This is a genomic window from Luteibacter sp., from assembly GCF_036500425.1.
Taxonomy (GTDB): domain Bacteria; phylum Pseudomonadota; class Gammaproteobacteria; order Xanthomonadales; family Rhodanobacteraceae; genus Luteibacter.
In genome coordinates, this window is the sequence record NZ_DASYCB010000037.1 from 74,452 (window position 1) to 99,648 (window position 25,197).

23 protein-coding genes are annotated in these 25,197 nt (G+C 62.3%); 12 read left to right on the forward strand and 11 right to left on the reverse strand.

The annotated features are described in order from the left end of the window. Positions 1 to 7 precede the first annotated feature (7 nt). Both VGN46_RS09260 and VGN46_RS09265 read right to left on the reverse strand, forming a co-directional pair. On the reverse strand, positions 8 to 2,014 hold the full coding sequence (locus tag VGN46_RS09260) for a YadA family autotransporter adhesin (RefSeq protein WP_331642969.1): 2,007 nt from the start codon (positions 2,012 to 2,014) through the stop codon (positions 8 to 10). Between the two features lie 509 nt (positions 2,015 to 2,523). Continuing rightward, positions 2,524 to 3,111: a TetR/AcrR family transcriptional regulator gene (locus VGN46_RS09265; protein WP_331642971.1), complete on the reverse strand. Its 588-nt coding sequence runs from the start codon at positions 3,109 to 3,111 to the stop codon at positions 2,524 to 2,526. Between the two features lie 100 nt (positions 3,112 to 3,211). Between VGN46_RS09265 and panD the strand changes: the two genes are divergently transcribed. Next, positions 3,212 to 3,592, forward strand: a complete 381-nt coding sequence (gene panD / locus VGN46_RS09270; RefSeq protein WP_331642973.1) for an aspartate 1-decarboxylase — start codon at positions 3,212 to 3,214, stop codon at positions 3,590 to 3,592. Between the two features lie 80 nt (positions 3,593 to 3,672). Continuing rightward, a complete protein-coding gene (locus VGN46_RS09275) occupies positions 3,673 to 4,839 on the forward strand; it encodes an MFS transporter (protein ID WP_331642975.1) in 1,167 nt (388 codons plus the stop codon). On the opposite strand, the gene VGN46_RS09280 is transcribed toward VGN46_RS09275, so the two are convergent. Beyond that, positions 4,827 to 5,456, reverse strand: coding sequence for a phosphatase PAP2 family protein (locus tag VGN46_RS09280; RefSeq protein ID WP_331642977.1), 630 nt, complete (start codon positions 5,454 to 5,456; stop codon positions 4,827 to 4,829). The two genes, VGN46_RS09275 and VGN46_RS09280, sit on opposite strands and share 13 nt — an antisense overlap. A 162-nt stretch (positions 5,457 to 5,618) precedes the next feature. Between VGN46_RS09280 and VGN46_RS09285 the strand changes: the two genes are divergently transcribed. The 5 genes from VGN46_RS09285 to VGN46_RS09305 all read left to right on the forward strand — a co-directional run bounded on the left by VGN46_RS09285 (position 5,619) and on the right by VGN46_RS09305 (position 10,562). Then, positions 5,619 to 6,224 carry a TetR/AcrR family transcriptional regulator gene (locus tag VGN46_RS09285; RefSeq protein WP_331642978.1) on the forward strand — a complete coding sequence of 202 codons (606 nt, stop codon included), beginning with the start codon at positions 5,619 to 5,621 and terminating at the stop codon, positions 6,222 to 6,224. An 88-nt stretch (positions 6,225 to 6,312) separates the two neighbouring features. Continuing rightward, positions 6,313 to 7,314, forward strand: coding sequence for an NADP-dependent oxidoreductase (locus tag VGN46_RS09290; RefSeq protein WP_331642979.1), 1,002 nt, complete (start codon positions 6,313 to 6,315; stop codon positions 7,312 to 7,314). A 236-nt stretch (positions 7,315 to 7,550) separates the two neighbouring features. After that, the gene (locus VGN46_RS09295; RefSeq protein ID WP_331642981.1) at positions 7,551 to 9,092 is read left to right on the forward strand and encodes a catalase; all 1,542 of its coding nucleotides are present in this window, start codon (positions 7,551 to 7,553) and stop codon (positions 9,090 to 9,092) included. A 111-nt stretch (positions 9,093 to 9,203) separates the two neighbouring features. Further along, on the forward strand, positions 9,204 to 9,791 hold the full coding sequence (locus VGN46_RS09300; protein ID WP_331642983.1) for an ankyrin repeat domain-containing protein: 588 nt from the start codon (positions 9,204 to 9,206) through the stop codon (positions 9,789 to 9,791). Between the two features lie 564 nt (positions 9,792 to 10,355). Beyond that, positions 10,356 to 10,562 (forward strand): hypothetical protein, encoded by a 207-nt coding sequence (locus VGN46_RS09305; RefSeq protein ID WP_331642985.1) that lies wholly within the window; start codon positions 10,356 to 10,358, stop codon positions 10,560 to 10,562. Positions 10,563 to 10,572: 10 nt separating this feature from the next. Here VGN46_RS09305 and VGN46_RS09310 read toward each other — a convergent pair whose 3' ends face one another. The 4 genes from VGN46_RS09310 to VGN46_RS09325 all read right to left on the reverse strand — a co-directional run bounded on the left by VGN46_RS09310 (position 10,573) and on the right by VGN46_RS09325 (position 15,803). Next, on the reverse strand, positions 10,573 to 12,675 hold the full coding sequence (locus VGN46_RS09310) for a phosphocholine-specific phospholipase C (RefSeq protein ID WP_331642987.1): 2,103 nt from the start codon (positions 12,673 to 12,675) through the stop codon (positions 10,573 to 10,575). Between the two features lie 192 nt (positions 12,676 to 12,867). After that, entirely contained in the window at positions 12,868 to 13,974 is a 1,107-nt protein-coding gene (locus VGN46_RS09315) for a hypothetical protein (protein ID WP_331642989.1), read from the reverse strand. Between the two features lie 79 nt (positions 13,975 to 14,053). Then, on the reverse strand, positions 14,054 to 15,367 hold the full coding sequence (locus VGN46_RS09320; protein WP_331642991.1) for a sorbosone dehydrogenase family protein: 1,314 nt from the start codon (positions 15,365 to 15,367) through the stop codon (positions 14,054 to 14,056). Further along, entirely contained in the window at positions 15,360 to 15,803 is a 444-nt protein-coding gene (locus VGN46_RS09325; RefSeq protein ID WP_331642993.1) for a DUF2231 domain-containing protein, read from the reverse strand. The genes VGN46_RS09320 and VGN46_RS09325 overlap by 8 nt, the downstream gene beginning before the upstream one ends. Before the next feature lie 197 nt (positions 15,804 to 16,000). Between VGN46_RS09325 and VGN46_RS09330 the strand changes: the two genes are divergently transcribed. Beyond that, positions 16,001 to 16,537, forward strand: coding sequence for a YaeQ family protein (locus VGN46_RS09330; protein WP_331642995.1), 537 nt, complete (start codon positions 16,001 to 16,003; stop codon positions 16,535 to 16,537). 142 nt (positions 16,538 to 16,679) lie between these two features. Here VGN46_RS09330 and fabR read toward each other — a convergent pair whose 3' ends face one another. Then, a complete protein-coding gene (fabR, locus tag VGN46_RS09335) occupies positions 16,680 to 17,327 on the reverse strand; it encodes an HTH-type transcriptional repressor FabR (RefSeq protein ID WP_331642997.1) in 648 nt (215 codons plus the stop codon). 94 nt (positions 17,328 to 17,421) lie between these two features. Here fabR and VGN46_RS09340 point away from each other — a divergent pair, with 94 nt between their 5' ends. Both VGN46_RS09340 and VGN46_RS09345 read left to right on the forward strand, forming a co-directional pair. Then, on the forward strand, positions 17,422 to 18,498 hold the full coding sequence (locus VGN46_RS09340) for a ferredoxin reductase (protein WP_331642999.1): 1,077 nt from the start codon (positions 17,422 to 17,424) through the stop codon (positions 18,496 to 18,498). Positions 18,499 to 18,506: 8 nt separating this feature from the next. After that, positions 18,507 to 19,625 (forward strand): acyl-CoA desaturase, encoded by a 1,119-nt coding sequence (locus tag VGN46_RS09345; RefSeq protein ID WP_331643002.1) that lies wholly within the window; start codon positions 18,507 to 18,509, stop codon positions 19,623 to 19,625. 84 nt (positions 19,626 to 19,709) lie between these two features. Here the strand turns inward: VGN46_RS09345 and VGN46_RS09350 are convergent, their stop codons facing one another. Both VGN46_RS09350 and VGN46_RS09355 read right to left on the reverse strand, forming a co-directional pair. After that, positions 19,710 to 20,357 (reverse strand): DsbA family oxidoreductase, encoded by a 648-nt coding sequence (locus tag VGN46_RS09350; protein ID WP_331643004.1) that lies wholly within the window; start codon positions 20,355 to 20,357, stop codon positions 19,710 to 19,712. A 989-nt stretch (positions 20,358 to 21,346) separates the two neighbouring features. Next, positions 21,347 to 22,123, reverse strand: coding sequence for an SDR family NAD(P)-dependent oxidoreductase (locus VGN46_RS09355; protein WP_331643006.1), 777 nt, complete (start codon positions 22,121 to 22,123; stop codon positions 21,347 to 21,349). Between the two features lie 108 nt (positions 22,124 to 22,231). Here VGN46_RS09355 and VGN46_RS09360 point away from each other — a divergent pair, with 108 nt between their 5' ends. Next, positions 22,232 to 23,149, forward strand: a complete 918-nt coding sequence (locus VGN46_RS09360) for a LysR family transcriptional regulator (protein ID WP_331643008.1) — start codon at positions 22,232 to 22,234, stop codon at positions 23,147 to 23,149. A gap of 124 nt (positions 23,150 to 23,273) precedes the next feature. Beyond that, on the forward strand, positions 23,274 to 24,089 hold the full coding sequence (locus VGN46_RS09365; protein ID WP_331643011.1) for a hypothetical protein: 816 nt from the start codon (positions 23,274 to 23,276) through the stop codon (positions 24,087 to 24,089). Positions 24,090 to 24,133: 44 nt separating this feature from the next. On the opposite strand, the gene VGN46_RS09370 is transcribed toward VGN46_RS09365, so the two are convergent. After that, positions 24,134 to 25,069, reverse strand: a complete 936-nt coding sequence (locus tag VGN46_RS09370; RefSeq protein WP_331643013.1) for an MBL fold metallo-hydrolase — start codon at positions 25,067 to 25,069, stop codon at positions 24,134 to 24,136. Between the last annotated feature and the right edge of the window lie 128 nt (positions 25,070 to 25,197).

A 25,197-nucleotide genomic window follows, 5' to 3' on the forward strand; every position in this document is an offset into this window, starting at 1 on the left:
AACCCATCTACCAAGCCAGATTGACGCTACCGCCCAACCCGGTATCTCCACGCGTGTTGCTTGTCGCTGCGACTTTGAACATGTACCGCCCACTTTCGGAGATGGTGGATAAGCCGACCGCAATACCGGCCTCACCATGGTAGGAACCCACGCCGACACCGACGGTACTGAGGTTTGGCTGGTACGCCTGGCCCAGACTCGCAATCGCGATGCCCGAAGCCACACCCGCATTCGCTCGATTGGCGACGGCGTTCAAGTCCCGATCGATAGCCTGGAATCTCTGATCGGTATAGTCCTTCGCCCAGCTTTTCGCGGCCTCCATGCCGGTGTTGAGCTGGCCTACATTCACCGCGTCGGTCGCCTGGGTACCCGCAGTCACGCTGGTAATCTGACGTGTATTGATCGCCGTGCCGACAGATACCGTGCCGGCTCGATCGGCCACCGAACCTTGCCCGAGCGCGACGGCATCGTTCGCCGAGGCCATCGAATGGTCGCCCACCGATGTACTGCCGTTACCGGTCGCCGATGATCCAACGCCGATGGCTGTCGCGTTGTCACCGGATGCTGTTGCATGGGTACCCATAGCGACGCTGTTTGAACCACTCGAGACGGCTGAGGGCCCGATCGTCACACTGTTCACGCCTGTGGCTTGCGCTTCGGGCGCTGCAGAATTCGCATGGAAGTATTTGATGCCGGCCGTTGTGTCATCACCCGTGATAGCGTTGAACACGCCCTGGACGCTGCCGTAGGTGTTGCCGCCATAAGTAAAGTTCCCCGCGACTTCACCGGTACTGGCGTTATAGCTTGTGGACCCGCCAAGCACGCTGGACATCGATGTACCGAGGCCTGCCGTTCCACGGCTGAGATTGTTGATTGCTGTGGTGTTGCTAGCGATGTTCGCGGTATTGGCGTTCACCTGCTGATTGGTGGCATACAGCTCCGAACCATTGACAGCATCCGTGCTGGTGGCGCTCACCTGACCCGCGGCGACGTTGGTGATGGTGCGCGGGTTAACGGCGGTGCCCACGCTTACCGTGCTGGTGGGACTGCTCCCCGCCACGGCATAGGTATTGCCACCGACCGTGATGCTGCTCGTGATCACGACGGCAGCGGTACTCGAGCCCGCGCCCAACGATACGTCACCCACATTGGCAGAAGCCGTCGCACCGTTGCCGATGGCCACGGCGCCACTGATAGTGGAACTGGCATTTGCGCCGATAGCGACTGATCTGGTCGCGCTCGATGAAGCGGTGTCACCCAGTGCAAGCGCCTTGGTACCTGAAGCGAGCGAGTTACCGCCGATAGAAATCGACGAACTTCCTGCACTATTTGCTCGAGAACCAATCGCCAGGGCGAAGCCATTACCCGGGTTGCCATCCGAGCTCAATGAGCCACTCGCTACAGCGTTGGAACCCAACGCGAGGGAGTCGCGACCGCTGGCATTGGCGTTGAATCCGATGGCGGTGGCGTTGATATTGCTGGCTCTGGACGTGCTGCCGACGGCCGTAGCATTAGAAGCAGAAGCTGACGTGCTAGCACCGAGCCCAGTGGCACCGATTCCATTGGCTATGGCCGCATTACCCACAGCCGTAGTCAAGTTGCCTGTCGCCGCTGCCTGTTGACCTAATGCGATCGCCTCCAGGCCCGTCGCGCTCGAGTACGCTCCTAACGCAATGGGGGCCGAATACTGCGTCGTATTGTTTCCGCCGCCGATACCAGAATTTGCCTTTGCGGCAATGCCAATGGCGATCGCATCACAACCCGTAGCATTCGGTAATAAGCCTGGGGCATTTGATCCAATGGATATGTTTCCGACGCAACGCGTGCCTTCCGTGTAGGTGCCCCCACCCGCCGCGTATTGCGCCAGGGCCATACTGGGCAGGACGAGCCACCCCCATATCGCAGCCATGGCAACGAACCGGATTCTCAGACCCGGGCGATACCGATGATGTCGGCCTTGCAAACCGCGGCAGGTCTCCCACGTATCCCCGGCCTGTATATCTATGTCGTTCATGGCTTTTGCCTCGCGCCAGTGCGGGGATCATGTCCCCGATCACGATGCGTTCTGCATAAAGCATGCCCGCCCCTGGATATTTGACACACCCCTGGTCAGTTCAAAGAAATCCCATAAATAAACAACGGAAATCACATCGATAGTCCAACAGAATCCCATGCGTGTTCACAGGCATTGAATAAAGCCAGTACATCTCGGAACGTCAATGCTGCCGAACGGTCCAGATAGGGATACGCAGGCCTCTGGAGAACCTCCTGCCAAATGACGCAACTTGTGACTTTGTGCCCAAATAGGTTTGATTCGGTGTGCTAGGCGGACCGCATGTGACGCCTTCGTCGATCCAAAGCGGCACAAAAACAAGTCATTTCAGGCCACCATGACACATGGTTGCCCAGATCACCTTCCACCTATCGCGCGCAAGCGCGCTCCTACAGGATGAATCGACGACAAGACGCAGCCGGCTGGGCCGTTTCCGTTAGTCATTAACACCAACGATCACGGAGGCGGCGTTACTTCGCCCGTGTGTACTCGCGGGCGATAGCACGCAGCAACATACGGCCCACCGTAGGGTCACCAAAATCGCCCGTCATCTGCGCACGGATCACCGAGCCTTCGATCACGATCATGACGGCCTCATTGACCCGCTTGGGTTGGGTCAAGCCAAAGCGACCGGCAAGTTCCTGGATGTACATACCGAGTTCGGCCTTATGCTCGGTGACGACCTGGGCGATCTGCGGTTCCCCGTGCGCACCTTCCGCCACGGAGTTCATGAACGTGCATCCGCGAAAGTCGGTCTGCGCGAACCAGCTCTCGAGCACATCGGCGATGACCTCGAGCCCGGCGCCCCGCTTGGCCAGCCGGCTTTCGACTTCCGAACGGAACCACCCCATCCACTCCTTACGGCGCAGCTCGAGGTAAGCCACGATGAGGTCGCGTTTCGCCGGGAAATGCCGGTAGAACGACATCTTGGCCACGCCGGACTCGGCGATGATCCGGTCAATGCCGGTCGCCCGCAGCCCCTCGCTGTAGAACAGCCGGTTGGCGGTTTCCAGGATGCGCTCACGCGCAGGAACGACGGCATTGGCATTCGGCGGCATGACCCGGCTCCTCGTGTTTTTCCCATATTGACATACAGACCTGTCTATATCAACCTCAATATAGACAGACTTGTCTCCTACACTGCCAAGGGAAAACCACGTGCACCTCAACATGCTTAAGTGCAAGATTCACCGCGCCACCGTGACTCACGCCGAACTCAACTACGAGGGCTCGGTCGCCATTGATGGGAACCTGCTCGACGCTGCGGGCATGGCATCGTACGAGCAGATCCACGTCTGGAACGTCAGCAACGGCGAGCGCTTCGTCACCTATGCCCTGCGTGCGGAAGAAGGCTCCGGGATCATTTCGGTGAATGGGAGCGCAGCTCGTCGGGTTTCCACGGGCGACATCCTGATCATCGCTGCGTTCGCACTGGTTCCCCACGACGCGTTCGATGGCTACCAACCCGAGCTTGTCTACGTCGACGCAGCCAATCGCATTGCACGCGTCTCATCCGCCATTCCGAAACAGATGGCATGAGGGAAATGGCCGTGACTAGCGAAACGACTTCCGCGACACACACACCTCCCCCCTCTGCTTCTCGGGGCAAGATCATCGTCATGGGCGCGATCGCCGGTGCGGTGGCGACAAACATCTATTGCACGCAGCCCATCCTTCCGCTTATCGAGACGGGCCTGGGTGTCGATCTGGCCGCGGTGGATCTGGTCGCCGGTGCGGCCCTGCTGGGATTTGCGAGTGGGCTCGCCCTTCTGTTGCCGTTGGGCGATCGGGTAGACCGGCGCAAGCTGGTCCTGGCCCAGGTCACGCTGGCCTTTCTCGCGGCGCTGTGTGCGACGTTTTCCCCGAGCATCTGGCCCCTGATCGCATCATCGTTCGCGCTCGGCGTCGTCAGTTGCGTACCCCAGCAATTGGTACCGTTCGCCGCCAGCATGTCTTTACCCAGCGAGCGTGGTCGCTCGGTGGGCACCGTCGTCAGCGGCATCATGATCGGCATCCTTCTCGGCCGCACGATCAGCGGCATCGTCGGTGCCTACTTCGGCTGGCGCGCCGTCTATGGCCTGCAAGCGGTGGCGATGGTTCCGGTGTGGTTTATCTCCGCATCGCTGCTACCGCGTGGCGTGCCGACGACGAACCTGTCGTATGGTCGGTTACTCGCCTCGCTCTGGCCACTGGCACGCGACAATCGCCCGATCCGCGAATCCATGATCGTCCAGGCGCTGCTGTGGGCATGCTTCAACGCATTCTGGGTCAACCTCGCGGCATTGCTTGCCAGCGGCCCCTGGCATCTCGGAAGTGGTTGGGCGGGCGCATTCGGCATCATCGGTGCTGCCGGTGCCGCGGCTGCATCGTTTGCCGGAAGGGGCGCAGACCGCCACGGACCGCGATGGGTCGTCGGCATCAGCATCCTGGTGGTGACCGTGTCGTACGTGATTCTCGGCGGCGCAGCGTCATCGATGACGCTGCTGATCCTTGGCGTGATCGTCCTCGATATCGGGGTGCAGGCAGGGCTGGTATCCAACCAGACGCGGGCCTTCGCCGTGGATCACACCGCCCAGGGTCGCATCAACAGCCTGTACATGACGGCTATTTTCCTGGGCGGTGCGGTCGGCGTCATCATCAGCGGGTGGTTGATGAGCCACTATGGCTGGAAGGGCATTGTCGTCTTCGGCATCGTGCTGGGCCTCACCGCCTGCCTGTATCACTGGCAGGGGGACCCCCGTGACCAGAAGGCGCGAGCTGGCGAACTCGAAGCTCAACGAAAATGATGCACGAAGCCGACCCGGAAGCCGCCCGGCAGCAGGCTGATGCTGATCGGCGACTCGCTGCGCCGCGCGCTCCAGATGCCGATACCCACGCCCAGCGCGGCGCCCACCAGCACATCGCTCTGCCAATGGCCTTGCACTTTCACCCGGGCGACGGCGTCGTAGGCCGGCAGCAAGGCCAGCGCGTACACCGCGGGATACTCTTCCCCATAGTTCACGATGAAGGGCGTGACGGCTGCCGAGATAAGCGTGACCTCGCCACTAGGGAAGCTCTTGTTGCCGCTGCTCTTGAACCAACGATCCGGGTCGTCGGTTTTCGAAGGACGCTCGCGCCGGAACGTATATTTCATGGCCGTGGCGGCCACGCTTCCGATGATCGTCGAATCGACCGACCGCCAGAACGTATCGCCCAGCTGGTCGTTATCACCAAAGGCGAGCGCTCCGCCGGCCACGGTGAGGATCGTGCCGTAGCGCAGGATGTTCTGGTTGGAGAGCTTCCATATCCCGCTGTTCTGTTTATTAACGCGGTGATCAATGCCAAAGGGACCGCCGCCCGCGTAGGCCTGCAGCGGACAGAGCATCAAGAGCGTCAGCGCAATACCCATCGGTACACGTCGCATACGGCCTCCCTCCTGCCGGCGTCAGGTCCCGGCAGTCCTCTCGGTCATTAAAACGCCGGTACCTTAGGGCAAGCTGATCAAATGCCGCGGCCGGCTTAGGGGCTCAAGCCGGCGGGTAGACCACCGCTATCGTGCCACTTGCACCCGGGCCAGAAAGATCGCATGATGAATGTCATGCGAAAAACAATCACTCCTAGCAGGGCCGCGGCCAAAGAGGCCACCCACGAGCGCATCGTCGCCGTTGCCGCCCGCGCGATCCGTCGTAGTGGCTATGACGGCACGGGCGTCGCGGACATTATGAAAGAGGCCGGGCTGACGCATGGCGCCTTCTACTCACACTTCGCCTCGCGCGAAGCCATGCTGGCCGAGGCTGCTACACAGGCCTGCGAGGAGTCCGCTGCCGTCGCCGCTAACGTGGCCGCCGCCGTGCCGCCGGGGGCCGCCCTGGCATCCATGATGGCTGCCTACCTCTCGAAAGAGCACTTCGAACGCATCGACGAAGGGTGTCCGCTGGCTGCGCTTGGCTCCGAGACATCACGCCAGGCCCCTGACGTCCGCCGTGTAACCACCCGCTACATCAAGGAATCGATCGACCTGATTGCCCGGCAATCGCCCGATTGGGGAAAACCTGCGGCGCACGAACGCGCCATGGTGACGATCGCTACCATGGTCGGCGCGCTGATCTTGTCGCGCGCTGTCGATGACCCTGCCTTGGCAGACGCCATGCGCGATGCCGCACTTAACCATCTGCCCTTAGCCACTCACTAAGTCGGCGGCGCGAAGCCGATCTTCCGCTCGCCATTCCGCATGATGATCATCATGCAGGATATCGGGCACGCAGCGAAAAGGAATGAAGATGAAAGCGTATGTCCTCGATAATTATGGGAAAAGACAAGTCTTGCGCGAGACGGACGTACCCGTGCCCACGTTACGCCGTGACGAAGTCCTGGTAGAGGTCCACGCCGCCGGCGTGAACCTGTTGGACGCCAAGATAAAAAACGGCGAATTCAAGCTCATCCTCCCCTATCGCATGCCGCTCATCCTGGGCCACGACGTGGCAGGTGTCGTCGCGAAGACGGGTCCCGACGTCAGGGACTTCAAGCCGGGCGACGAGGTGTATGCGAGGGTCGATGATTTCCGGATCGGCACCTTCGCCGAATTCGTTCCGGTAAAAGCGACATCGCTGGCACTCAAACCGAAGAACCTCACCATGGAAGAAGCGGCCTCCATTCCGCTGGTCGGTTTGACCGCATGGCAGGCGTTGATCGAGACGGCCAAACTTAAGCGCGGCCAGAAAGTCTTCATCCAGGCAGGTTCCGGCGGCGTCGGCACGTTCGCCATCCAGCTGGCCAAGCATCTGGGCGCGACAGTCTCCACGACGACCAGTTCGACCAACCTCGCGCTCGTATCACGTCTCGGTGCAGACGTGGCCATCGACTACAAGACCCAGGACTTCGAACGTATCCTGCTTGATCACGACGTCGTTCTGAATAGCCAGGATGGTAAGACGCTCGAAAAGTCGCTTCAGGTGCTCAGGCGCGGCGGACGACTGGTCTCGATCTCCGGGCCACCCGATCCCCAGTTTGGCAAGGACATCGCAGCACCCGCTCTCGTACGCGGGATCATGCGGCTCCTGAGCGCAGGCGTCCGGCGAAAGGCCAGGAGCCGCGGCATTGGCTATTCGTTTCTCTTCATGAAGGCGAACGGCGACCAGTTGCGCGAGATCACCCGACTCATCGAGGCCGGCGCCATTCGCCCGGTCATCGATCGCGTCTTCCCTTTCGGATCGACCAACGACGCGCTGGCGTATGTGGAAGCGGGCCGTGCCAAGGGAAAGGTCGTCGTGAAAGTGAAATGAGATCGTATCGCAGCGGTGCTCGATAACTGGGACCCGCGAATCATCGACGGATTAGCGAGGACACGCCGCGTCATCACCTTCTATCCCGCATCTCGCGCGCGATTCGGAACTGTAGATCTCCGCTTTTGGCATTGAAGGTGGCTATGGCTTCGATGCATATAATCGATTAGACAGCCAGGCACTTGATCAGTGGAAATACCCGCGCCTCAGGGCATCACGTGAATCAAGGAGCCAGCATGGCAAAGATCGAACGTTTCAAGGCGCGCTACATCACGCTTGCTATATCAGTTTGTCTGGTCGCCTCAGCTCAAGCGCAGAACACGCGCCTTACGACGGATGGGGGTTCACCCGTCGGCGACAACCAGAACTCGCAGACTGCCGGACCGAATGGACCGACCCTCTTGCAGGATTCACACCTGATCGAGAAGCTGCAACGGTTCGATCGTGAGCGCATACCGGAGCGTGTTGTCCATGCGCGAGGTACCGGTGCATACGGCTCGTTCCAGCCGACAGCGGATATCTCCGCGCTGAGCAAGGCCGTCGTGTTCAAGCCGGGTACGACCACCCCCGTCTTCGTACGCTTTTCCACCGTGATGGGGTATCGCGGCTCGCCCGAACAAGCGCGTGATCCGCGTGGTTTCGCCACCAAGTTCTACACCCAACAAGGAAATTGGGATCTTGTCGGGATCAACTTGCCAGTCTTCTTTATTCGCGATGCGATGAAGTTTCCCGATTTCGTCCACGCGAACAAGCCTAGTGCGGTCACCGGCGTACAGGACCCGAACCTCGCCTTCGACTTCTTCGCGCGCACGCCTGAAGCCACCAACATGCTGACCCGCCTGTACACCGACAACGGCATGCCGGATTCCTATCGACGCATGGATGGCTTCGGCGTACACGCGTTCAAACTCGTCAATGCACAGGGCGAAGTTCACTACGTAAAGTTCCACTGGAAGAGTCAGCAAGGCAACCACGGCTTGCGACCCCAGGAGATTGCCGCGTCGATCGGCAAGGATTGGAACCTGCATACGAACGACCTCTACGGCGCGATCAAGAGCAAGTCGTATCCAAAGTGGGACCTGTACGTCCAGGTATTGGAACCGGGAGATCTGGCAAAGTTCGACTTCAACGCGCTGGATGACACCAAGGTATGGACCGACGTGCCCGAGAGGAAAATCGGCACGATGACCCTGGATCGCATCCCGGACAACTACTTCGAAAGCACGGAAGAGTCGGCATTCGCGCCATCGCGTATGGTTCCCGGCATTGAGGCATCGGAGGACCGGATGCTGCAAGGCCGGCTCTTCGCCTATGCAGATACACAGATGTATCGACTGGGAGCTAACTACCAGAACATCCCGGTGAACCGCCCGGCCATTGCCGTGTCGTCGGAAAACCAGGACGGTGCAATGAACGCCAGCGGCCGCAAGGGTGAAGTCAACTTCGAGCCATCGAGCACGGGGGACCTGGTGGAAGATCCGTCGGCCAAACTCGTTCGTACTGAACTGAATGGCACCACCCAGCAGAACGCCATCGATAAGAAGCGCAACTTCGTCCAGGCCGGCGAATATTACCGAACGCTTTCCGAGCTGGATAAGGCCGACCTGATCACTGCGTTAAGCGCCGACCTCGGTCAGGTTACGAACGAGGAGAATAAGTACACGATGCTCTCCTATTTCTACAAGGCCGATGCCGATTACGGAACACGCCTGGCCAAGGCGGTCCACGCGCAACCGGATCGCGTAAAGGCTATGGCGACCCATCTCTCTTCGGATTGACTCTCACTGCCCCGGGTCCACCGTAGTGGCACTGGGGCAGTTCTCCTCGAGAACGCCGAAAGGGCTTACGCTATGCACGGTCGCTGGATTCCCCTTGCCATAGGTGCCGCCTTGATCGGCGCCGTGGGCACCTATCTCCTCTGCCCGCAGGTGCGCCTATGGGCACACGCTGTCGATGTAACGAAACTATCCACCGTGCAGCGGGTGGATGCGAGCACCTACGATCCGGAATGGTTTGATGCGGCGAGAGCCGGCCGGATCGATATCCTCCAGGCATTGCATGATGCTCACTACCCTATCGATCGGCAGAACGCCTCGGGCTATACGGCCGTGATCCTCGCCGCCTATGACAAGCAACCTGCGGCACTCGACTACCTGCTAAGCGCTGGCGCCAATCCGTGCATTGCCGACCACAATGGCAATAGCGCCTTGATGGGGGCGATCTACAAGGGGCATGAGGTGGAGGCGCAACGCCTCATGCGCAGTGGTTGCCCCATCGATCAGACGAATAAGGCAGGTGAGACCGCGCTCGCCTTTGCGGTTTTGTTTGGTCGCAAGGGACTCGTCGAGGACCTGTTCCACTTAGGTGCTCGCCTGGACAGCCGCGATGCCCATGGGCAAACACCCATGGCGATCGCCTCTAAACAAGGCGATGTCGACATGCTGCGGGTGCTCAGCGACCTAGGGGCAACGAACTAGGTCCGGGCCTGCCAAGGCCGGGAACTACCGCTTCCCCACGGCGTCTACAGCCCTGACGTGGAAATCATCCGGTCGGGGACCGCGGGAATGACGCCAGGGAAGTCGAAGGTATCCGTCCGTCGGATCGTGGCCATGGCTGCGGCTATCGGCGTTCATAGCACCCTTCTGGTGATGCTCCTCCGTCCTGGAACGTTCCGGTCCGAACCGACACGCACGTTCGCTTCACGGCAGGCGGCGCTTGAGGCGCGGCTGATTCCACCATGGCAACGCTCATCGGTTAGTTCGCGAAGGGGGCCTCCGCCGGCGCGCCAACGGACGGACCACCCCCAGCGAGCCAGCCGCAAACCAGGCGTCCTGGCACCCCAGATACCCACCCAGGCATCGGCATCACCTCCGCCCACCTCGCCGCTTGCCCCAATCACACCATCCAGCGCGCCCGGCCCAACAGGAACCATTGCCACCACGAGCGATGGCGGCTTCCAGCAACGCCTTCAAGACGCTCAAAGCGCCCATCACCTTCCCGGCCTACCCGGCTCCGATACCCGCCTGGCCCCAGGCTTGACGATGACCGACCCGAGGAACCAGGGCATCGGCGCCGTCATGCGCAACGCACAGCGCCTGTTCGGCGTGACGAACAAGCACTGCATCGATGTCGAGGTCTGGTCGAGCCTCAGCACCGAGGAGCTGGTCGCAAGGCACCTCACGCCCGCCGATGTAAAGGCGGCCAACGCGAAGTACGAGTGCAACCGGCCCCTTGGGCTGAGCTTCTAACTGCAAACGATCAGCTGCCGAGCGCGGGATCCGACACAGAGGCGCGGCCAGTCTCCCGATGCCCTGCAAACCGGCGCGAGAACAGCTCATCGGTATCGCAGGTCGCCGTCAGGTCGTACCAGTGGTCACAACCCGTGATATCCCAGTGGCTCTCGACCCGCTGCCCCGGCAGCAGCCAATAACGCCGCGGCGGCTCGCGCAGATAATCGTTGGCTTCGATGGTGATGGCGCAGGGGCGGCCACCTTCATTGCTCAGCACGATGTGCAGCTCACCGGCACGCCGGCCATGCGCAAGCGAGACCTCGGGCAAGGCGATACGCCGACGGTCGGCGCCCTTCTCCGGCTGCTTGCCGCTGAACTGGCGAAGAAAGCCATTCGGGCCAATGACGGTCAGGTCGTAGGCATCGTCGCTGTTGGCGCTGGTCCAGTAGTCCGAGAGCGACTTGTTGGCTTCGACCGTATAGGTCCACGGGCCATCGGAGCGCAAGGTGGAATCCACATGGAAGCACGCGCCGATGCCACCGGTATTGCCGAAGGTGAGCACGTACCGCCCCTGGCCCTGGTCAACCTTGCCGGTGACTTCGAGGTCGTAAGCAAGGGCGCGCGCTGGACGCTGCCCGCGTTCCTGTCGCGGAAGCTGCTGCTGGGTGGGCGGCGTCGGATGCAGATCGCTGTGGTCGCCGCGATCCGGCTCGTACGCAGCCGTCGGCGGAAGGAATGGCACCCGCCCATCGTGGCCATCGAAATCGAAGGCACGGGTCAGATCGCCGCACACGGCGCGACGCCATGCCGAGATATTCGGCTCCTGCACACCAAAGCGCTGCTCGAGGAAGCGCAGGATCGAAGTGTGGTCATAGGTTTCCGAGCACACCCAACCGCCCTTGCTCCACGGTGACACGACCATCATGGGAACGCGTACGCCGAGTCCATAAACGCCTGCATTGAAGCTGTTACCACCTGGATAGATCTCCCCGTCCGTGCTCACGGTCGACAGGCCACGATCGCGCGACGACGGCGGATACGCAGGCATCAGGTGATCGAAGAAGCCATCGTTTTCGTCATACGTGATGAACAGCGCCGTCTTGCTCCAGACCTCCGGATTCGAGGTCAGCGCATCGAGGACGCGATCGACGTACCACGCACCGTAATTGGCCGGCCAGCTGGGGTGCTCGGTGTACGCCTCGGGCGCCGCGATCCACGAGACCTGCGGCAGGCGGTCCGCCGTGACATCCTTCTGCAAGATCTCGAACAGGTTCTGCCCGTTCAAGGTATCGGTGCCGGTACGCGCCTTATCGTAAAGCGGATTGCCCGGCGTGGCGTTGCGGTACTGGTTGAAGTACAGCAGTGAGTTATCGCCGTAGTTGCCGATGTACGGATTGGAACCCCAACCCCAGCCGCCGGCCGCATCGAGGCCCGTGCCGATGTCCTGGTAGATCTTCCACGACACACCCGCTGCCTCAAGACGCTCGGGGTACGTCGTCCAGCCGTAGCCGAGCTCCGCGTTCGAAAGCACCGGTCCACCACCCTGCCCGTCGTTACCGACGTAGCCGGTCCACATGTAATAGCGATTCGGATCGGTCGACGAGAGGATCGAGCAGTGGTATGCGTCGCATACGGTGAAGGCATCGGCCAGCGCGTAGTGAAACGGGATGTCCTCGCGGGTCAGGTAGGCCATGGTCGTGGTGCCTTTCGAAGGCACCCACTGGTCGTACTTACCCGCGTTAAAAGCTGCCTGCGTGTCGTTCCAGCCGTGCGGCAGGTCTTCGAGGAACTGCAGGCCAAGGTTATCGGCTTGCGGCCGGAACGGGAGAACATAGTCGTCGCTGCCGGCTGTCAACGGCTGGTGCCAGACCGAACGGCCGCTCGCCAGTGTCACCGTGCGCGGATCGCCAAAACCGCGTACGCCGCGCATGCTGCCGAAGTAATGATCGAACGAGCGGTTTTCCTGCATGAGGATGACCACGTGTTCGATATCTTTCAGGGTGCCGGTGCGGCGCGCCGCAGGGACCGCAAGGGCCTTCTGGATCGACAGGGGCACGACCGAGGTCGTGAATGCGGCGCCTGCGGCGCCAAGGGAAAGCTTCAGGAAATGCCGCCGGTCGTTGGAGGTCATGCGTGTCCGCCTGCGCTGGTTTATCCCCTGTGGCGGCGATTGTCATGGCGGGTTATGACAGTTTTCACACGCTTGCGGGGGCTGCACTGGCTTCGCATCAGAAACGCAACGGGCGTCACAGTTCCGGGTGTTTGGTGCTGGGGGCCATCGCGCGCAAGCGCGCTCCTACACGTTGTGCGCTTTGCTGGGTATTTACTTGATGACGGCGAGGATCAGTTCGACGGCGATCAGTACGACGATCGTGATCTCGAGCAGGCCCGCGCGACTGACCGCCGCCTCGTCGTAGAGCGCGGCGTACGTGTCGCGCACGATCGCGAGTTTGCGATCCACTGCCGCGCCTACGGCGGGCACGCCGAACAGCTCGAGCGTCGTGGTGTAGACCTGCGCCAGGTAAGGGTGGCCCGTGGCCTCGAGCGCGTTATCGACCTTCTCGGTCAGCTCGGTGACCTCGGCCACCACGGTGTAGAGGCGCCGGGCCAGGCGGGACAGCTCGGCCGGCGCGAGGAAAGCCGAGACGGTACGGGTGCGATCGACCAGGTCGTACATCCGTGGCAGTTCGTCATCCAGTAACGCGCCGTAGTGGCGCAGTTCCAGCAACTGGGCGTTAGCGGCTTCCAGGACAGCATCGATGCCGGCATCGCCACCCGGTTGATAGAGCACCGCCCGGTCACGGGTAATGACGACGCAATCGTCGGCGAGGTAGCCGAAGCGGTGGCGCAGCAGGGTTTCACGCGTGTTGTCCGAAAGCGGGCGCGCGTCGCCTGCGAGGAGCGGCGTCAGATCGACCGCGAGGTGCAACGGCATGCCCAGCGGCTCGCTGAAATCCTCGATCTCGATCAGCAGGTAGTCCTCCTGGATCACCGCATCGTTCGCCCGTTCCAGGGCCGCCGCGATGCGTGTCTTGATCTGCTCCAGCAGGGGCATCCAGGGCGCGCCAGGCTTGTCGAACGCCAGGGCCTGCTCGATCTCGCGCGCCGTATCGACGAAGACCGGCCAGGCCATGTCTTCGATGTCGAACGAGATATCCAGGGTGATCGTGCCGAATTCATACAGATGCACGGCCACATTGCCGGTCATCTGCACGCCACCGACCTCGATCGCGACGCTCGTGTGGCGCAGGCGTAAGGGCGGCACCCCGAACCGCAAGGGCCCAGGCGGCTCGCTCAGCGAAGGCATATCCGCGCATAACTCGCGCGCCTTGCCGATATCGATGGCATAGGCCACATCGAACAGGCCTAGTGCCGTGATCCAGGCATTCTGTACGCGCGGTACGGCTGGCGGATGCAAAGTGGAGGTCACGCCCTACTCCCTTGGTCGCCTGCCAGGAGCGGGCGTCACCCCGTGTTCTACACCATCGCGGCGTCGTGGGTTTGACAGCTCAGGGAGCCGCTGCGGTCACGCGCCACACGGTGTTGCCCACGTCATCCGCGATGAGCAGCGCGCCCTCCTTGTCCAGCACGACGCCGACCGGGGCACCGTAGAGCTGCTTCTCATCCTTCGAATAGAAGCCGCTCACCAGGGTTTCCGGTTTACCGACGGGCTTACCATCCTGGAAGGTAATGAAGACCACGGCGTAGCCGCTGAGCGGTGAACGATCCCAGCTGCCGTGCTCGCTGACGAAGGCGCCATTCTGGTACTTCGCCGGCAGCGCGTTTTTCTGGCTCAGCAGGAGACCCAGGGCCGCGACGTGGGAGCCCACCGCGTAGTCGGGCTTGATCGCCTTCTTGACCATGTCCGGGTTCTGCGGCATCAGCCGCGTATCGACGTTCTGGCCGTAATAGCTATAGGGCCAGCCGTAGAAGGCGCCCTCGGTCACCGAAGTCATGTAATCGGGGACCAGGTCGGCACCGATTTCGTCACGCTCGTTGGCGATCGCCCATAGCTTGTTCGTCGAAGCATCCCACGCGAGGCCGGTCGGATTGCGAATACCCGAGGCATAGATGCGGCTGCTGCGGCTCGCCACGTCCACTTCGAGGACGTTGGCGCGGCGGTACTCCACTTCCAGGCCGTTCTCGGTGATGTTGCTGTTCGAGCCCACGCCAACATAGAGCTTGGTGCCGTCCGCGTTCGCCTGCAGGGCCTTGGTCCAGTGATGGTTCACCGTCGACGGCAGGTCGGTGAATTCGACACCCGGCGCTTTGATTTCCGTTTCGCCCTCGGTGTACGGGAAGGTGAGGATGGCGTCGGTGTTCGCGACGTAAAGTGTATTGCCGATCAACTGCACGCCGAACGGCGAATGCAGGTTCTGGATGAAGGTGTGCTTTTCCCATTCGCCGTCGCCGGTCTTGCGCAGCAAGGTGATCTGGTTGCCGCCCTTCGCCCCCTTGCCCGATTTATTCTTCACCATGCCGGCGATCAGTTGCTTCGGCGTGGTGACCGCTTCCTGGCCGGGGCCGTTGGATTCGACCACGAGCACGTCGCCATTTGGCAGCGTGAGCAGCTGGCGCGGGTGCTTGAGGTCGCCGGCGATCTTTTCGATCTTCAGGCCGGGAGCCACGGTGGGCATGGCGCCTTGTGCCCAGCCGGCGAAGTCCGGCACCTGCATCGGCGGCACGAAGAAGTTCCGTGCTTTCGGCATGGACGGGTCGCTGCCCGATTGCTGAGCGGCATCGAGCGAGGCCTTCTCGCTGCATGCGCCGAGGATGGCCACGCAGGCCATGGCGAGAACACTGCGGTAGAGGTGCTTAGCCATGGAAGTACTCCCGGTCCGTGGAGTAACGCACGGCGATGATGATGTGGCCGATGGCGATGAGCGCCACGGTGAGTACGGAGAGCCACACGCCGGCAGGCATGATCGCGTAGGCATCGCGGCTGTGGACGAAGGCATTGAGGATCGCCGCGACGATCGCGACGACATTGAGCCAGAAGTCGACGTGGTCCGCGCCGGTGCTGAAGCGGCGCGAGGTAATCCAGACCTGGGTGAGGTTGACCAGCCGCGGGATGATCGCAAAGATCAGGCCGAGGGTAATCAGCCATGCCGCGCTCTTGGCCCAGAGAATCGTGCCGGTCTTCGCATAAATGATGTCGAAGATCAGCGCGGCGACGAAGAAGCCGAACGGTATGGGGTTGAACAGGCCATAGATGGCGTTCGCCACGGCGGAACGGCGCGGTACGGCTGGGTAGCTCATGGGTGGATCCCCTTGGATAGACCGGAGCGATAGTAGGCCCGCCCTACGTCGACGCCTTGTATGCATCGCCCCCCCTGTTAGGAGCGCGCTTGCGCGCGATGGGTGCTCGCGGCAAGACCCATCGCGCGCAAGCGCACTCCTACAAGAGGGAGGGGTCGTGTAGGCTTGGCGGCTGGATCACATCGGCGACACCCTCCATGGCCCTCAAATCCACGGTCTTCAAGGCTGACCTGCAGGTCAGCGATATGGACCGGCATTATTACCAGGGCCACGCCCTGACCATCGCCCAGCACCCGTCGGAGACGGACGAGCGGATGATGGTGCGCGTCCTCGCGTTCGCGCTCAATGCGGACGAATCGCTCGTTTTCGGCAAGGGCTTGAGCTCGGAAGACGAGCCGGACCTGTGGCGAAAGGAGCTTACAGGCGAGGTCGATCTCTGGATCGAACTCGGCCAGCCGGATGAGCAGCGGATCCGCCGGGCCGCCGGCCGGGCCCATCGCGTGATCATTTACACGTACAGCGGCCGCGGTGCCGAGGTCTGGTGGAAAAAGACCTCGGCGGCGGTGGCGCGCACGAAGAACGTCACGGTGATCGACGTCGCCCCGGCCACGGTCGAAGCGCTGGCGGCGCTCACCGAGCGCACCATGCAACTCCAGTTCATGGTCCAGGACGGCCACGCCCAGGTCATCAGCGGCGAAACCATCATCCCGATCGAGCTGACGACCCTCACCTAATCCCCCCTGTAGGAGCGCGCTTGCGCGCGATGGATCTTGCCGCAAGCACCCTAACCCCCCCCTGTAGGAGCGCGCTTTCGCGCGATGGGTCTTGCCGCGAGCACCCATCGCGCGCAAGCGCGCTCCTACAGGGTGAGAGTAGTCAGGCGGTGCGGTTTAGGGCGTGGGAGCCAGTGAGGATCATGCGCAGCATCTGCGAGATTTCCTCGATCAGCTCGGGGTCGCGCTCGGGCGGCTGGTCCATGGCCATGGCGCCCATGGCGAAAACCAGGCGGGTGATCGCCCGGGCCACCAGGGCCGGCTGGTAAAGCGTGGCCCCGTCCGCTGCGGCCAGACGGATCAGATCCACCCGCAGCTCGTCCTCGAAATAGGCCAGCTCGCGCTCCACGGCGTGCTTGAAGTCATCCGAGCCCACCGCGCCTTCACGCAGTAGCACGTGGAGCAGCTTGTCGTCCGCGCGCAGCTGCTCCATGAAGGTCTCGACCGACACCCGGATGACGCTCCGATCGGTGGACGTCGCCCGCTCACGGGCCTGGCCGATGATGGTGCGCAGCGAACTGCCCGCCAGGTCGATCAGGGCGACCGAAAGCTCCCCCATATCGCGGAACTGCCGGTAGAAGCTGTTCGGGGCGATACCGGCCTCGCGGGCCACCTCACGCAGGCTCACCGTCGACAGGCTGCGGTTCGGACCGATGATTTTCAGGGTCGCGGCCAGCAGGTCTTCGCGCGAAATCGCCGCCTTGCGGACGATGGGCGCGTCGGTGGTCGGAATGAGAAGGCTGGATGGCATGGAATGACCTGGGCAGCTGGGGCTAAATGATACCCCGGTCGCGGAATATACATGTGTATACACATTCGTATATGTGTTCGTATAGTATGCACCCATGACCTCCCTTCCCGCACCCAAGCCCCGCTGGCCCCTGCGCCTGGCCCGACGCGCGGTCTCCCCGGCGCTTTTTGACTTCTGGGCTACCCGGGTCAACCGGCTCTGGACCCTTGAGCAGCCCTTGGCGCGCCTGGTGTCTCGCACCACGGCGAGCCGCGATGCGGTGACCCTGGTCTTCCGTCCGAACGGCCACTGGGCTGGCATGCGCCCCGGCCAACACGTCAGCTTTGGCGTGACGATCGGCGGCCGCCGCCTGGTCCGCAGCTACAGCCCGACCCTCATGGGCGACGGCACCCTGGCGATCACGGTCAAGGCCATCACCGGCGGGGTCGTCAGCGAATACCTCGCACGCGAAGCCCGGATCGGCGAGATCGTCAGCCTCGATAAGGCCTTCGGCGACATGACCGTAGCAGCGGGCGGCGAAAGCCTGCTCCTGCTAGCGGCCGGCAGCGGTATCACGCCGATGCGCGCGTTGCTGCGCGACCTGGCCGCGCGCGGCATGCCGATGGAGGTCGATCTCTATTACTGGGCCCGCCAGCGTGACGATCTCTGCTTCGTCGACGAGCTGCAGGCCTTCGCCGCGGCGCATCCGCGTCTGCGCGTGCACTTCCTGGTCACGCGCGAAGGTGATGCGCCGGCAGCGCGTGTCGATACAACGTCCTTCGATGCCGTCGAGTCGCTGCACCGCCGCCGCGTGCTCGCTTGCGGCCCGGGTGGCTTCGTCACCGCGGCGCGTGAGCGCTTCAACGGCCATGTCGCGAGCTTCGAGGCCGAGGCCTTCAGCCTGCCGCCGATGACACCCGGCGACGATGAAGCCGGCGAGGTCGAGGTCCACCTTTCCCGTAGCGGCCGAACGCTCAAGCTGCCGCGTAACCAATCCTTGTTAGAAGGTCTCGAAGCGCAGGGCGTCCGCCCGGCAAACGGCTGCCGCATGGGCATCTGCAACACCTGCGCCTGCGAACGCACGTCCGGCACGACCCGCCACATTCTTACCGGTGACCGCAGTAGCGAGCCGACGACGCAGGTTCGCCTGTGCATCAGCGCGCCGCGCACCGACCTTATCCTTGATCTCTGAGGTAACGCATGAGCCGTATCCGTAACCGCACCCTTTCCGCCGCCGAGCAAGATGCCTTCGGCGTGGAGCTCGATGCCATCCGCGCACGCGTCACGGCTGACATCGGGCCGAGCGATGCGCGCTATATCCGCCGCGTTGTCGCCGGCGTGCGCTGGACTGGTGTCGCGGGCCGCGCACTGCTGTTCCTTGGCGCGTTCGTACACACCGTGCTGGTCCCCGCGTGGATCATCGGCACACTGTTGCTCGGCCTGTCCAAGATCCTCGAGAACATGGAACTGGGCCACAACGTGATCCACGGCCAGTACGATTGGATGAACGACCCCAAGCTCAACGGTAAGACCTATGAGTGGGATATCGCCGCGACGAGCCAGGCCTGGCGCAAGACGCATAATTTCCAGCACCACACGTACACCAACGTACGCGGCATGGACGACGACATCGGTTACGGCCTGCTGCGTATCTTCCCGGAACAGCGCTGGCGCCCGTTCTACCTGATGCAGCCGATCATCGCCGTGGTCTTCGCACTGCTGTTCCAGTGGGGCGTGGCGATCCAGGATCTGCGCATCGGCCGTTGGTTCGCGGGCAAGATGAAGCCCGGCGAGCTGCGCAAGGCGTTCCGCCCGGTAGGCCGCAAGATGGGCAAGCAGTTGCTGAAGGATTACGTGGTGTTCCCGTTGCTCGCCGGTCCGTTCTTCCTGCCGGTGCTGCTGGGTAACCTGGTCGCCAACGGCCTGCGTAACGTCTGGACCTACGTGATCATCTTCTGCGGCCACTTCACCGCCGATGCGGAAGTGTTCCCGAAGGAAGTGCTGCGCAATGAAACCCGTGGCCACTGGTATCTCCGCCAGCTGCGCGGCTCGTCGAACATCAGCGGCGGCAAGGTCATCGACCTGCTCTCGGGTAACCTGAGCCACCAGATCGAGCACCACTTCTATCCCGACCTGCCGGCCAACCGGTACGCGACGATCGCGGTCGAACTGAAGGAAATCTGCACCCGCTACGGTCAGCACTACAACACGGGCTCCCTGCCCCGTCAGTTTGGCCAGGTGGTCTGGCGGATCCTGCGCCACGCCCTGCCGAGCCGCCCGCGCAAGCTGCGCGTGCTAGACGAACCCGCAACAGCCTGACAAGCAGTTTGTAGGAGCGCGCTTGCGCGCGATAGGGTTGCCGCAAGCACCCATCGCGCGCACGCGCGCTCCTACACGTGTGTTCTACGCTTCGTCTGCCATCGCGCGGAGTTGGCGTTCGAACTCTTCGGGCGGCTGGCCGCCGGAGATGAGCCACTTGTCGTTGACGATCACCGCCGGCACACCGGAGATGCCGCGGCTTTGCCACAGGGCTTCGTCACGACGGACTTCGTCGGCGTAACGATCCGAGTCGAGCACCGCACGCGCTTCAGCGGGATCCAGGCCTGCCTTTTCCGCTGAGGCGACCAGTGTGTCGTGGTCGCCGGGATCCGTCTGGTTCGTAAAGTTCACGATGAACAGCTGGTGCTTCAGCGCCTGCTGCTTGCCGCTACCGGCGGCCCACGCCATCAGGCGGTGTGCATCGAAGGTGTTGTAGATGCGACTCGCATCAGACGTGTTCATGGTAAAACCGACCGCCGCCGCGCGCGCCTTGATCCGCTCGCGGTTGGTCCGGGCTTCGTCCGCCGGAATGCCGTATTTCTTGACGATATGTTCCACCGTGTTCTCGCCACCCTTGACCATGTTCGGGTTGAGCTCAAACGGATGGAAGGTGATCTCCGGCTCGACGACGCCCTTGAGGTTCTCCAGCGCGCGCTCGAGACCGCCCAGACCAATGACACACCAGGGGCAGGCGACATCGGAGACGAAATCGATCTTCAGTTTCTTGGACATGGGAAAAAAAACCTTTTGGGATGCACTAAATAATAGCCCCGGTCGCGCCGCTCGTCCCCGCCCGTCCAGGCAAATCACTTTTCCAAAACCACAGGTAAAGGGGGCGCCTGAGCGCCCCCTTCTCATTTCAACTCAATGCCCTCGCAGGCTTAAATCTGGTTCTTCGCGCATTACCGGGGTCGTCAGGTGCATCGCCGCCTCGTCATCGGTTCATTCGCTGGCGCGAATGCGTGTACTGAGCGGCGTGCGCCGCCTTAGGCGGGTTGCGTCGCGGGATCGGGAGCGGTCAGGCCCTGACGGCCGCCAGTCGCGGACCTGCGGACCGGGCCGTAGCTCCCCCGTCGCGAAAATCGTTGCGTCCCGCGGCCCTCCGCTCATGTCGGCCGCCAGGGCCTGCCCGCCCCCGCGTCGACGCACTCCGTTTCGTGCCGCACAAGCCGGCACACCGAAACCCCGCCCCTTGTAGGAGCGCGCTTGCGCGCGATCAGCCGACGAAGCGGCGATGCCGTATCCCGCGCAAACGCCAGGCGCGCTCAGCATTCCATAGACACGAAAGCCTTCCCGGCGACGCGATACCAGCGGGTGCCGTCGCCACCAAACCGCGGCGGATCGAACGACGGCTACGCTAGCGAGACGGCCCGCCGCCTCACCGCTCCGTGGGCTGATCGCGCGCAAGCGCGCTCCTACAGGCGAGTTGCCACGCGTCGCGAGCTCTCCCACCGTGAACCTCATCGCTTGGGGCGCGGGTGGGCAGGCCCTTGGGGCCGATATGAGCGGAGGGCCGCGTCGCGCGGCGATTTTCGCGAAAGAGGCACTACGGCCCGGTCCGCAGGTCCGCGACTGGCGGCCCCAAGGGCCTGACCATCCGCAGCTTCTCAACCAATCAAAAGCGAGGCGGCGCAAGCCGCTGGTCACATGCATTCGCCCCAGCGAATGAACCGATTCGACGGCGCGATGTACTACTCGTCCCCGGACTTCTGCGAAGAACCTTAAATCTGCGCCTGCCCACCATCGACAAAGAGCTCGATGCCGGTGATGTAGCTCGCATCGTCCGAGGCCAGGAACGACACCGCCTTGGCGATTTCATCCGGCTCACCGGTGCGGCCCAGTGGGGTCACGGTAGCCACATAAGCGGCGTAATCGGCGATCTGCTGCTCGCTCATGCCGAGCTCGCTGGAGTAGCCCGGGGTGACGATGGTGCCCGGTGCGACCACGTTGACGCGGATGCCACGGCCTTTCAGGTCGCTCGCCCAGGTGCGGGCGAACGAGCGAAGCGCGGCCTTGGTCGCGGCGTACACGCCAAACGCGGCGGCGCCCTTGATCGAGACCATCGAGCCGTTGAGGACAATGGCACCACCCTCGCCCATCAGCTCCAGCGCCTTCTGCACGGTGAACAGCGTGCCCTTCACGTTGATACCAAAGTACTTGTCGAACTGGGCCTCGGTGATCTGGCCGAGCGGAGCGAATTCCCCGCCGCCTGCATTGGCGAAAAGAATATCGAGCTTGCCACTGCGCTCGCGAATCACGGCGAAGACCCGATCGAGATCGGCCTGCACAGCGATATCGCCCTGGATTGCGATGGCACCGATGCGCGCCGCAACCGCGTCAAGCTCGGTCTGGCGGCGGCCGGTGATGTAGACCGTGGCACCTTCGCGAATCAGGCGTTCTGCCGTCGCAAGTCCAAGGCCTGAGCTGCCGCCGGTGACCAGGGCGATCTTGTCGGCGTGGCGGGTGGTGTGGACGTTGCTATTGGCGAGGGTGTGCATGGTCAGGCTCCGGTGACCGCGGCGCGGTCGATAGGGATAGTCTGGTTATTTCCTCTTACTGGATAAATAATCCAAAAGCGATTTCACTATTTCCATGGAGAAACAGTCTTGGATCATCTCCTCGCCATGCGCGTGTTCGGCCGGGTCGTTGAGACGGGTGGTTTCGCCAGGGCCGCGGATAGCCTCCAACTGCCCAAATCCACCGTGACCAAGCTGGTCCAGGCCCTCGAAGCCAAGCTCGGGGTGCGCCTGTTCGAACGCACGACGCGGCGCGTCACCGTCACGACCGACGGTGCCGCCTATTACGAACGGACCCGGCATTGGCTCGCCGAACTCGACGATTTCGAGACCACGCTAGCCGGCGGCCACAGCAGCCCCGTCGGGACGCTACGCATTGATACCGGTGGCTCCGTAGCGGCGGGGCTGATCCTTCCCGAGCTCCCTTCGTTCCGCGAGCGCTACCCGGGCATCCAGGTGCAGGTCGGCGTTTCCGACCGCACACTAGACCTCATCGGCGAAGGGATCGACTGCGCGATCCGCAGCACGGCCGATGATCCGAATCTTGTGGCCCGCCACATTGCTGACTTTCCGTGGACGACCTGCGCGTCGCCTGCCTACGTTGCGCAGCATGGGACGCCACAGCATCCCGATGATCTCGTGCGCGACGAACATGAAGTTGTCTGTTACTTCTCCGCGCGCACCGGGCGCAGGCTGCCGCTTCGTTTCAGCAACCCCGATCGCGCGCTTGAAATTGGCGACGAGCTTCGGGCACCCGTCGAAGTGAATGAAAGCAACGCGCATACCGCTGCTGCCCTTGCTGGCCTCGGCATCGTGCAAGGTTTCACCTTCGCCATGGCGCCTTACATCGCGGAAGGGAAGCTCGTGCCACTCCTCGCGGACTGGCAGCCCGCGCCGATGCCCGTGTACCTCGTCTACCCCGGCGAACGCCGAAACAACGCGCGCCTCCGCGCGTTCGTCGAGTGGATAAGCGAAGCACTGCCACGACGCGCCGGCCTACCCCTGTAGGAGCGCGCTTGCGCGCGATCATGGCTTGTCGCAAGCCCCATCGCGCGCAAGCGCGCTCCTACAGTAGTTATGAGGGATACTTATCGCGAATAGACTTAACTATTTGCCGCCACCGTCCATAAAGATGAGCCTTTCTTATAAGCCTACCGTCGTATCCTTTCTCGATGTCCTGGGCACGCGAGAGAGGATTGACTTCGCATCCAAATACAACGTCCACCGCATCTTTCATGAATCAATGCGCGATTTCGCGAAACGAGATCGGCAGGACTTGTCTTATGCGCGGAAGATGTTCAACTTTTCCGACTGCGCGTATCTGCTCCATGAACTAAAGTCTGAGGCCAGAAACGACGAGAACTCCGAGGATGCCCTGATCAATGTCGCTCTGCATAATACAATGTTGGTGACGCTCCGCCTCCTGTATGAGGGCTACCTCGTGCGTGGAGGCATCGTATTTGGTGATGCGTACCATGACGACCTCAGCCTCTTCGGACCCGCCGTCGAAGAGGCATACCTTATCGAATCAAAGCAGGCCGTCGTTCCGCGCATCATGTTAAGTGGAACGCTAGGTGCGCGCGCCAAAGCCCTCACTGACAGGAATCATGAGGAATTCTTCTCTGACGAGAATCCTCAATGGTCATATATCCCTCGTCCATCCTATATTCCTGAAATGGTTTCGTGCCAGAACAACTCCTACTTCCTGAACCCTTTCTATCAGTTTGAAATGGGCCAGGCAGTGCAGATTGGAAATGAACACGTTACCCATGAGTGCTTCAAGAACGCGATCCTTGAAAAACTCGACGAACAGACCCCGGCTCATCCCTGGGAAGATCCGACGCGCGCAAAACTGGAATGGATGAAGGATCTCGTGCGCGGTTCGCACAGAAGTGTCCCTGACGGCCACGACGGCCTGACCACCTTTTCGCTTCCCACCGACAAATAGCACCATACGCCTACGATGCTCTGGGGCGAACCCGTGGCCGGTAGCTACTTCAGGCCGTCGTAGACGATGCGGGTGAAGAAATCGGGGTCGATCACGAAGTGTCCGTAGGTGTCGTCGAACTTCGCGGTCGGCTTGGCGGCGATGACTTCATCGCGTGATTTGCCTTGTTTTTTCAGTGCGGCGACGTTGTCACGGATGGCGGCGAGCATGTCGCGGAACTCACGCAGCTGCTTCTTGGTACCGACGGGACCATGCCCAGGCACGATGACTACATCGTCCTTCAACTGGGCAAGGATCGCGTCGTCAGCCTTGATCATGCCGTCGATCCCGCCACCGTTCTCGTTATCGATAAACGGGTAGACGCCGTTCCAGAACAGATCACCGAGCGAGGCGACATTGGCCTCCTTGAAGATCACGTACAGGTCCGTGTCGGTATGAGACGGATTGAGCAGCTTGACTTCGACAGTCTGCCCGTCGAAATGATAGGTCTTGTCGGCCTTCAGGATTTCGGTGGGAACGCCAGCCGCTGCAAGGGGCTTGAAGGTGTAATCCCAGTCATCCACGCGAATGGTGCTCGTCACGCGTTTTACCGTACCTGCCGTCGCGATGATGGTCGCGCCATCTTCGTGCACCCACGGGTTACCGTCGGTGTGGTCCCAGTGGTAATGGGTGTTGATCAGGTACTTGATCGGGCGCTTGCCGAGCGCCGCCAGGGCGGTTTCGATGCGCGGCCGGGAGACGGCGATGCCCGCATCGACCATGAGCTGGCCTTGCTTTCCGCTGAGTACCGTGATGTTGCCACCGGAGCCCGAGAGCATGCTCAGGGGGCCGCGCAGCGGGGTGGTCAGGATCGGATCCGTCGCTGCCGCCGCGTTGATCTTGATGACCGGGCTGGTGGGCTTGGCCGCCTCCTGTGCCGCAGCGGTTGCGCAGGCGATGCCGATCGCGGTAGCCACGATGCATAACGACGTGCGATTCATGGTGCGCCCCCTCGTTGTAGGCCGCGCGACGCGGCTGTCCAACAAAGATCGGACCTCAAGGTGTAGGCGTCTTGGAAAAGCCTCCCCTTGTAGGAGCGCGCTTGCGCGCGAGGGGGGTGCCTCGAGCA

Excerpts from the sequence above, each read along its gene's own strand:
- VGN46_RS09345 (WP_331643002.1), top strand. The coding sequence starts at position 18,507 with ATGAGCCGTATCCGTAACCGCACCCTTTCCGCCGCCGAGCAAGATGCC.
- VGN46_RS09310 (WP_331642987.1), bottom strand. The coding sequence starts at position 12,675 with ATGACCTCCAACGACCGGCGGCATTTCCTGAAGCTTTCCCTTGGCGCC.
- VGN46_RS09275 (WP_331642975.1), top strand. The coding sequence starts at position 3,673 with ATGGGCGCGATCGCCGGTGCGGTGGCGACAAACATCTATTGCACGCAG.
- VGN46_RS09350 (WP_331643004.1), bottom strand. The coding sequence starts at position 20,357 with ATGTCCAAGAAACTGAAGATCGATTTCGTCTCCGATGTCGCCTGCCCC.
- VGN46_RS09325 (WP_331642993.1), bottom strand. The coding sequence starts at position 15,803 with ATGAGCTACCCAGCCGTACCGCGCCGTTCCGCCGTGGCGAACGCCATC.
- VGN46_RS09290 (WP_331642979.1), top strand. The coding sequence starts at position 6,313 with ATGAAAGCGTATGTCCTCGATAATTATGGGAAAAGACAAGTCTTGCGC.
- VGN46_RS09260 (WP_331642969.1), bottom strand. The coding sequence starts at position 2,014 with ATGAACGACATAGATATACAGGCCGGGGATACGTGGGAGACCTGCCGC.
- VGN46_RS09370 (WP_331643013.1), bottom strand. The coding sequence starts at position 25,069 with ATGAATCGCACGTCGTTATGCATCGTGGCTACCGCGATCGGCATCGCC.
- VGN46_RS09330 (WP_331642995.1), top strand. The coding sequence starts at position 16,001 with ATGGCCCTCAAATCCACGGTCTTCAAGGCTGACCTGCAGGTCAGCGAT.
- VGN46_RS09320 (WP_331642991.1), bottom strand. The coding sequence starts at position 15,367 with ATGGCTAAGCACCTCTACCGCAGTGTTCTCGCCATGGCCTGCGTGGCC.
- VGN46_RS09305 (WP_331642985.1), top strand. The coding sequence starts at position 10,356 with ATGACCGACCCGAGGAACCAGGGCATCGGCGCCGTCATGCGCAACGCA.
- VGN46_RS09355 (WP_331643006.1), bottom strand. The coding sequence starts at position 22,123 with ATGCACACCCTCGCCAATAGCAACGTCCACACCACCCGCCACGCCGAC.
- VGN46_RS09365 (WP_331643011.1), top strand. The coding sequence starts at position 23,274 with ATGAGCCTTTCTTATAAGCCTACCGTCGTATCCTTTCTCGATGTCCTG.
- fabR (WP_331642997.1), bottom strand. The coding sequence starts at position 17,327 with ATGCCATCCAGCCTTCTCATTCCGACCACCGACGCGCCCATCGTCCGC.
- VGN46_RS09285 (WP_331642978.1), top strand. The coding sequence starts at position 5,619 with ATGATGAATGTCATGCGAAAAACAATCACTCCTAGCAGGGCCGCGGCC.
- VGN46_RS09265 (WP_331642971.1), bottom strand. The coding sequence starts at position 3,111 with ATGCCGCCGAATGCCAATGCCGTCGTTCCTGCGCGTGAGCGCATCCTG.
- VGN46_RS09295 (WP_331642981.1), top strand. The coding sequence starts at position 7,551 with ATGGCAAAGATCGAACGTTTCAAGGCGCGCTACATCACGCTTGCTATA.
- VGN46_RS09340 (WP_331642999.1), top strand. The coding sequence starts at position 17,422 with ATGACCTCCCTTCCCGCACCCAAGCCCCGCTGGCCCCTGCGCCTGGCC.
- VGN46_RS09280 (WP_331642977.1), bottom strand. The coding sequence starts at position 5,456 with ATGCGACGTGTACCGATGGGTATTGCGCTGACGCTCTTGATGCTCTGT.